General features: G+C 74.1%; 7 protein-coding genes. 4 read left to right on the top strand and 3 right to left on the bottom strand.

The annotated features are described in order from the left end of the window. Positions 1 to 68 precede the first annotated feature (68 nt). Positions 69 to 1451: a cellulase family glycosylhydrolase gene (locus tag IEZ01_RS13790; protein WP_019889376.1), complete on the top strand. Its 1383-nt coding sequence runs from the start codon at positions 69 to 71 to the stop codon at positions 1449 to 1451. A 124-nt stretch (positions 1452 to 1575) separates the two neighbouring features. On the opposite strand, the gene IEZ01_RS13795 is transcribed toward IEZ01_RS13790, so the two are convergent. Next, entirely contained in the window at positions 1576 to 2436 is an 861-nt protein-coding gene (locus IEZ01_RS13795; RefSeq protein WP_189201887.1) for a PadR family transcriptional regulator, read from the bottom strand. A gap of 1 nt (position 2437) precedes the next feature. Further along, positions 2438 to 3292 carry a DUF4097 family beta strand repeat-containing protein gene (locus IEZ01_RS13800; RefSeq protein WP_189201889.1) on the bottom strand — a complete coding sequence of 285 codons (855 nt, stop codon included), beginning with the start codon at positions 3290 to 3292 and terminating at the stop codon, positions 2438 to 2440. A gap of 173 nt (positions 3293 to 3465) precedes the next feature. On the opposite strand from IEZ01_RS13800, the gene IEZ01_RS13805 reads away from it, so the two are divergent. After that, positions 3466 to 4293 (top strand): hypothetical protein, encoded by an 828-nt coding sequence (locus IEZ01_RS13805; protein ID WP_189201891.1) that lies wholly within the window; start codon positions 3466 to 3468, stop codon positions 4291 to 4293. 42 nt (positions 4294 to 4335) lie between these two features. Here IEZ01_RS13805 and IEZ01_RS13810 read toward each other — a convergent pair whose 3' ends face one another. Continuing rightward, positions 4336 to 4515 carry a DUF6104 family protein gene (locus tag IEZ01_RS13810; protein WP_019889383.1) on the bottom strand — a complete coding sequence of 60 codons (180 nt, stop codon included), beginning with the start codon at positions 4513 to 4515 and terminating at the stop codon, positions 4336 to 4338. Between the two features lie 155 nt (positions 4516 to 4670). On the opposite strand from IEZ01_RS13810, the gene IEZ01_RS13815 reads away from it, so the two are divergent. Together IEZ01_RS13815 and IEZ01_RS13820 are read left to right on the top strand one after the other, a co-directional pair. Beyond that, positions 4671 to 5072 carry a CU044_2847 family protein gene (locus IEZ01_RS13815; RefSeq protein WP_189201893.1) on the top strand — a complete coding sequence of 134 codons (402 nt, stop codon included), beginning with the start codon at positions 4671 to 4673 and terminating at the stop codon, positions 5070 to 5072. Continuing rightward, the coding region (locus IEZ01_RS13820) for a trypsin-like peptidase domain-containing protein (RefSeq protein ID WP_189201895.1) at positions 5072 to 6284 on the top strand (1213 nt) is incomplete at its 3' end. The genes IEZ01_RS13815 and IEZ01_RS13820, both read left to right, overlap by 1 nt.

Raw genomic sequence — 6284 nt, forward strand, 5'->3', positions numbered from 1 at the left:
GCGTCAGATGAGCTGATGGGATCTCCGGCACCGCGTACCACCGTCGTACCACCGTGCCGGAGGTTCCCATGCGTCGTGTCCGAACATCCCTGCTCGCCGCGGCCGTGGTGGCCGCCCTGCTCGCGCCCACGGCCGCCGCCCGTGCCGAAGAGCCTGCGGCGCCGCCGCCCGGGGCAGGCATACCGCCGCTGACCGACGACCGGGGCCGGACGCTCACCCTGCGCGGCTGGAACGTCGAGGACAAGACCCACCGAGGCGAGCAGGCGCTGTCCGCGATCACCGAGAAGCACTTCCGCGACCTGCGCGCGAAGGGCTTCAACTTCGCCCGGCTGCTGGTCTTCTGGGACGACCTGGAGCCGCGCAGGGGCCAGTACAGCCAGGCCTACCTGCGCAAGATCGAGCGGATCCTGGACTGGGCGGAGAAGTACGACGTCCAGGTCCTGATCGACGCCCACCAGGACGTCTTCGGCCCGGCCTTCGGACACCGGGGGATCCCCGAGTGGGCGACCCGGACGGACGGCCTGCCGTTCACCCCGCACCCGGACGACTGGTTCGCCGAGTACTTCGAACCGGCCGTGCAGCGCGCGTTCACGCACCTCTACGAGGACCCGGACCTGCGGCTCGCCCAGGCCCGGATGTGGCGCGTGCTCGCCGACCGCTTCGAGGACCACCCGGCCGTCCTCGGCTACGACCTGATCAACGAGCCCATGGGGGAGCTGAAGGAGGGCGAGGACCTGCCGACGGCCGCGCGCCGGATCGAGCGGGACCACCTCACGGCGATGTACAACCGCCTGGCGGACGCGGTCCGTACGGTCGACCAGGACAACTGGATCTTCGTCGAACCGACCCCGATCGTGGGCGAGGGCGTGCCGACGGGCCTGGGCAGGATCGACGATCCGAAAGTGGTCTACGCCCCGCACTTCTACAACACCGCGATGGAGGCGGGCGCGGACTACGACCCGGCGGCCGGCTGGATCGAGTCGTACGAGGAGGCGGTCACCGCCTACCCGAAGGAGTACAAGGTCCCCGTGGTGGTGGGGGAGTGGGGGCCGCTGAACAACTCCCTGCCGAACATGGGCCGTTTCTACCGCGACGCGCTGGCGTCGCTGAACCGCTACTCCTCCGGCTGGGCGGGTTACGTGTGGTGCTACGGCGGCGGCTACTGCGCGGTGGACGCGACGGGTGCCTTCCGTACGAACAAGGAGCAGACCGCGCAGCCGTACGCGGCGGCGGTGGCGGGCAGGGTGCGCACGTCGACGTACACCTCGGGCACCTATCGCCTGGTCTACGACGCGGCCCGCCGCGGCGGCCCCACGGAGCTGCGGCTGCCGGGCCCGGACTGGAAGGTGACGACGGAGGGTAGGGCGGTGGCGGTGCGCGGCCGCGACGGGGTGGTGCGGGTCTACGCGGCGCCGGGGGCCCGGGTCACGGTCACGGCCGGCCGGGGCTGACCCCGGGTGATGGAGTCGGCGGCGGGCGGCCTACGCGGGCCGGCACCGCCGCGGCTCGTTCGCCCCCCGGCTGCCGGTGCGTCCACCCGCCGGCGCGCCGGCCCGGCCGCCCCGTCGCCGCCCGCTAGCCCTCTCCCAGCAGGCGCTTCAGGTCCTCCGCCGTGGCGGCCAGGCGGGAGCGGGCCTCCGTCAGCTGGGACTCCGTCACGCCGTGGTCGCGGGCCGCATCGCGGACCGTGTCGCGGAAGCGGTCGAGGAGGCGGTCCAGGTCGCGGGCCGGGTCGCCGGAGGGGGCCGGCCAGTCGGTGGGCGGAGCCGCCTGGGGCTTGGCGGGGATGGTGCCGAGCAGGCTGCCGAGACCGGCCGGCCAGTCGCCGCGCGCGAAGTGGTCCTGGACCTGGCGGGCGATGCGCTGGACCTCCTGGCGCGCCTTCTCCTGGGCCTCCTTCGCCTGGAGCCGGGCCGCCTTGGCGTCCTCCCGGGCCCGGCGCGACTCGTCCTTGGCCCGGCGGGTCTGCTCCTTCCACTCCTGCTTGGCCCGGCGCAGCTCCTCCTTGGCGTCGTCGAAGACCGACGCCCCGGCCGACCCAGCGGCGGTGCGCGTCTCGCTCGCGGCCGCGCGCATCTCGTGGCGCAGCTTCCCGGCCGCGCCGCGCACGTCGTCGCGGATCTCGGCGGCGAGCTCGGAGACGGACTCGCGGATCTCCTGTTCGAGGTCGGCCAGTTCACCGCCCCGCCCGGCGAGCTCCTCGCGGCCGGCGTCGGTGAGGGAGTACACCTTGCGCCCGCCCTCGGTGGCGTGCGTGACCAGGCCCTCGGCCTCCAGCTTGGCCAGGCGCGGGTAGACCGTGCCCGCCGAGGGCGCGTACAGGCCCTGGAACCGCTCCTCCAGCAGGCGGATCACCTCGTAGCCGTGGCGCGGTGCCTCGTCCAGGAGCTTGAGCAGGTACAGCCGCAGCCGGCCGTGGGCGAAGACGGGGGGCATCTCAGAGGACCTTTCCGGAGTCGGTGCCGCTCTCGGCGGCCGGGGCCGGGCGGCGCAGCAGTGCGATCGAGCCGGTCACGGTCGTCGCCTTCAGCGTGCCCGTGCCCGCCCCCAGCGTGCCGGTGATCTTCTTGGCGCCCCACTGTCCCGAGACCCGCAGGTCGTCGAAGGCGTTGGAGACCGAGCCGCTGGTGGTGTTCGCCTCGACCTGGGCGTCCGCGGGGTGCGGCAGCCGGATGGCGACCTCGCCGGAGACGCTGGTGAGCCGGACGTCGGCCGGTCCGCCGACGCCGAGGTCGACGGCCATGTCACCGCTGATCGACTCGGCCCGCACGGACGGCCCGCCGCCGTCGACGACGGTCAGGCTGCCGGAGACGGACGTGAAGCGCAGGTCGCCGGTGACGGACTGGGTCTCGACGCTGCCGCCGATGCTCTCCGCGCGGACCGCGCCGGCCAGGGCGACCAGCGTGGCGTCGCCGTTGACGCCGCGTACGTCCGTACGCCCCCGGATGCCGGAGACCATCGTGGCGGCCTCGACGGCGCCCACCTCGACGTCGGTCCCGGCCGGGACGGCGAGCGTGACGACGGCGCGACGGCGCAGGTCGCGCAGGGGGAGCCTGTTCTTGATCCAGTCGAGGAAGCCGCTCCAGGACAGGTCCTCGTACGTGACCGTGAGCGTCGACCCGTCCAGGGTGACGGTCAGCGGTGGCCCCTCGATCTCGGAGACCTCAAGGCGGGTGGAGCCGTCCTCGGTGCCGACGACGTTGACCGTTCCCTTGACGACACGCACCTTGAGGGCCGTCACGGGGTCGTCGAAGGTGAGCTTCTTCGGCTCGGCGACGGACCATTCGTTCATGGTGCATACCTCCTACGACGACATCGACCGGACGCGACGCGACGGGACGCAACATATCGCGTCTTCCGATGAACACGATATATCGCGGTATGGGGAAGTCAAGGGGTGGAAGCCGCCGAGGGAGGCGGCGCCACGGGGTTCGTAACGGGGCAAAGTGCCCTAGCGTATGGGGAATGAACGCGACATCCGGCCCCGGATCCGCCGGCCCCGCGGGCGCGCTGCTGCTCTGCCGGGCCGACCCCACGGCCGTACGGCCGCCGGCTCCGCTGCTGCGCGAACACCTGCTCCTCGTGCCCGCGGGACAGGAGTGGAGCGTCCTCGTCCCCGAGGGCAAGCCCTGGCGGGAAGGTGCCGCGGAGATCGACCAGGTGGTGACGGGCTGGGCCGCCGCGCTCGCCGTCGGCGTGAGCTGGCCGGTCCTCGCGCTGTGGTGGGACGCGGACCGGGCGGGGTACACCCTCGCCTCCGGATTCCGCCGCACGGTCGGCTACGTCTGGCTCGCCGACGGCACCCCGCTCGGCGAGGACGAGGCGATGCGTACGTTCGCCGCCCGGCTCGGGCTCGACCCCGTCCTGGACGCCCAGGCCCTGGAAGGACTCACCGCCCCCGACCCGGACGCCGACGCCCGCGCCAGGCTCCTCGGCCTGATCGCGGTCCTCACCCGCACCGGCCTGGCCCTCCCGGCCGGGCTCACCCCCGGCGAGCCCGCCGACCGGCTGCGCTCCACCGCCCTCGCACACGGCGCCGAACATCTCGAATGGTCCGGCTGGCGCGACGCCGTCCGCGCCGAGCTCGACGTCATGGAGGGCGGCCCGCTCGGCCCGTACGTCCGGGGGCCCAAGGCCCGGCTCCTCGCGCTGGCCCAGGTCGCCGCAGGCGTCCCCCTGCTGGTCCTGGGCCTGCGCAGGCGCAGCGGCGGCTGGGCGACGGCCGGCGCGCTGCTGCTCGCGGACGGGGCGCTCGGCCTGCTCTACGACCGGCTGCGGCGCGATCCGGCCTGAGCCGTCGCCGCCACGGGCCTACACGGCTACACGCCTACCCGCCTACTCGTCGTCCTCGTCGTCCAGCCGGGCCAGCCAGGTCGCCAGCCGCTCGACGGGGACCTCGAAGTCCGGGTTGAGGTCGACGAACGTACGCAGCTGCTCGGCGATCCACCCGAGGGTGACCTCCTCCTCGCCGCGCCGGTTCTCCAGCTCCTCGATGCCACGGTCGGTGAAGTACAAGGGGTGCTCCGGTGCACTCGGAAACGCGTTCTCCCAGCCAGGATAGGAGAGCCCGGGAGGCCCTCGCCCCCACGCCCCCGGCGAGCTAGCCTGATCCTCCATCAAAGTGACTGTGGTGTACGGGAACAGGTGCGCCGCAGGGACGGGGGTGCGCCATGGGGGACGGGATACGGCCGGTACAGCTGCCCGACGGCACCGAGATCTGGGTCAGGGCCTCGCGCCTCGACGGCGTCGACGGGGACACCTACGACGACCTCTACGAGGACGTCGGCGTCTGGGACCGGGTGACCACCCGGGTCGCCGGGCTCAGGGAGACCGTGGAGGGCGTCGCCCGCTCGGTCCGGGACGCCACCGCCGACGTGGCCCCCGACGAGACGGCGGTGACCTTCGGCATCGAGGTCTCCGCCAAGCCGGGCAAGGCCGTCGCCGTGCTCGCCGACGGCGAGGCGAAGGCCAACCTCTCCATCACGCTGACCTGGCACAACGCCGCGCGCCGGGCGAATGCGGCGGCCCCCGGACAGACGCCTGAAGGAGGCGCGGGCCGGGACGGGAGCTGATGTCCGGGCGCGAGACGCTGTGGCGGCTGGCCCAGGACGCCACCGTCGGCATCTGCCCACCGCCCCGCACACGCGAGACCACCGGCCCGGCACTGCCCGGCCCGCGCCGCCGCCCCGTCCTGTGGGGCAGCGGCTTCCTCGTCGCGCCCGGGTGGGTGCTGACCTGCGCCCACGTCCTCGTCGACGGGCATGGGCTGCGGCGGCCCCAGGACCCGGCAGCCGGCGGGGCCGAGGGGGCCGACGTGGGCGTGGTCGTCGACGGCGAGGTGCTGCCCGGCCGGCTCGCCTACTGCATGCCAAGGCCGCACCAGGCCGTGCCCGAGCGCGGCGGCGACCAGCCGGGCCGCGAGCCGTACGCCGACGCCGTCGACGGCATCACCCCCGACCTCGCGCTGGTCGCTCTGCTCGCCCCGCTCAAGCGCGAGCGGTGCGTCTGGCTCACCGACCGGCCGCCGGGCGAGTTCGGGCAGGCCGAGGACGACGGCGGCGGGATCATCGGACGGTTCTACGACGCCACGGGCGAGGAGGGCCCCTTCGTCACCGAGCAGCTCGTCTGCGGCCACGGAGGCAACAAGGGCAGCCGGATCAAGGTCACCCTCCGGGTCGACATGCGCCACGGCGTCTCCGGCGGACCCCTCATCGACCTGGAGCGCGGCGAGGTGATCGGCGTCGTCAAGGCCCGCGCCAAGGACGGCCGCTCCGGGCTCGCGGTCGCCGTCAGCGCCCTGCGCGCCCTCGGCCCCGACTCCCACCAGCCCGGCGCCCCCGACCTCGGCGACGAGCCCTACCGGGAGCTGATGCGGCTGCACGACGCCTGGCACTGGCGCCGCCAGGACCCCGAGCAGAGCGACGGCCAGGACACCTGGATCGACGGGCAGCGCGAACTGCCCGGACGGCTCAGCTCCTGGGAGCTCACCGACCGGCTCACCGCCCTGAACCGTCTCGGCCGTATCCCCGGCCCCCGCAGCCCCGACGTGGTCCAGCAGCTCGTCCACGACGCCACCGGCCAGCACGCCAACCGCCACACCCGCGCCGTCACCTGGCGCGACGGCCACGGCATGCTCCGCGGCTTCGGAGGCGACGACGACCTCGCCGTCCACCTGCAGTACCTGGCCCGGGTCGCCGTCGAGGTGTACCGCGGCGCCGCGGCCCCCGGCGCCGACCCGCAGGCGGTCGCCGAGGCGCGGGCGCTGCACCGCTGGGTGATGGAGC

Origin of the sequence: Streptomyces purpureus, assembly GCF_014648195.1 — a bacterium.
Classification (GTDB): Bacteria; Actinomycetota; Actinomycetes; order Streptomycetales; family Streptomycetaceae; genus Streptomyces; species Streptomyces purpureus.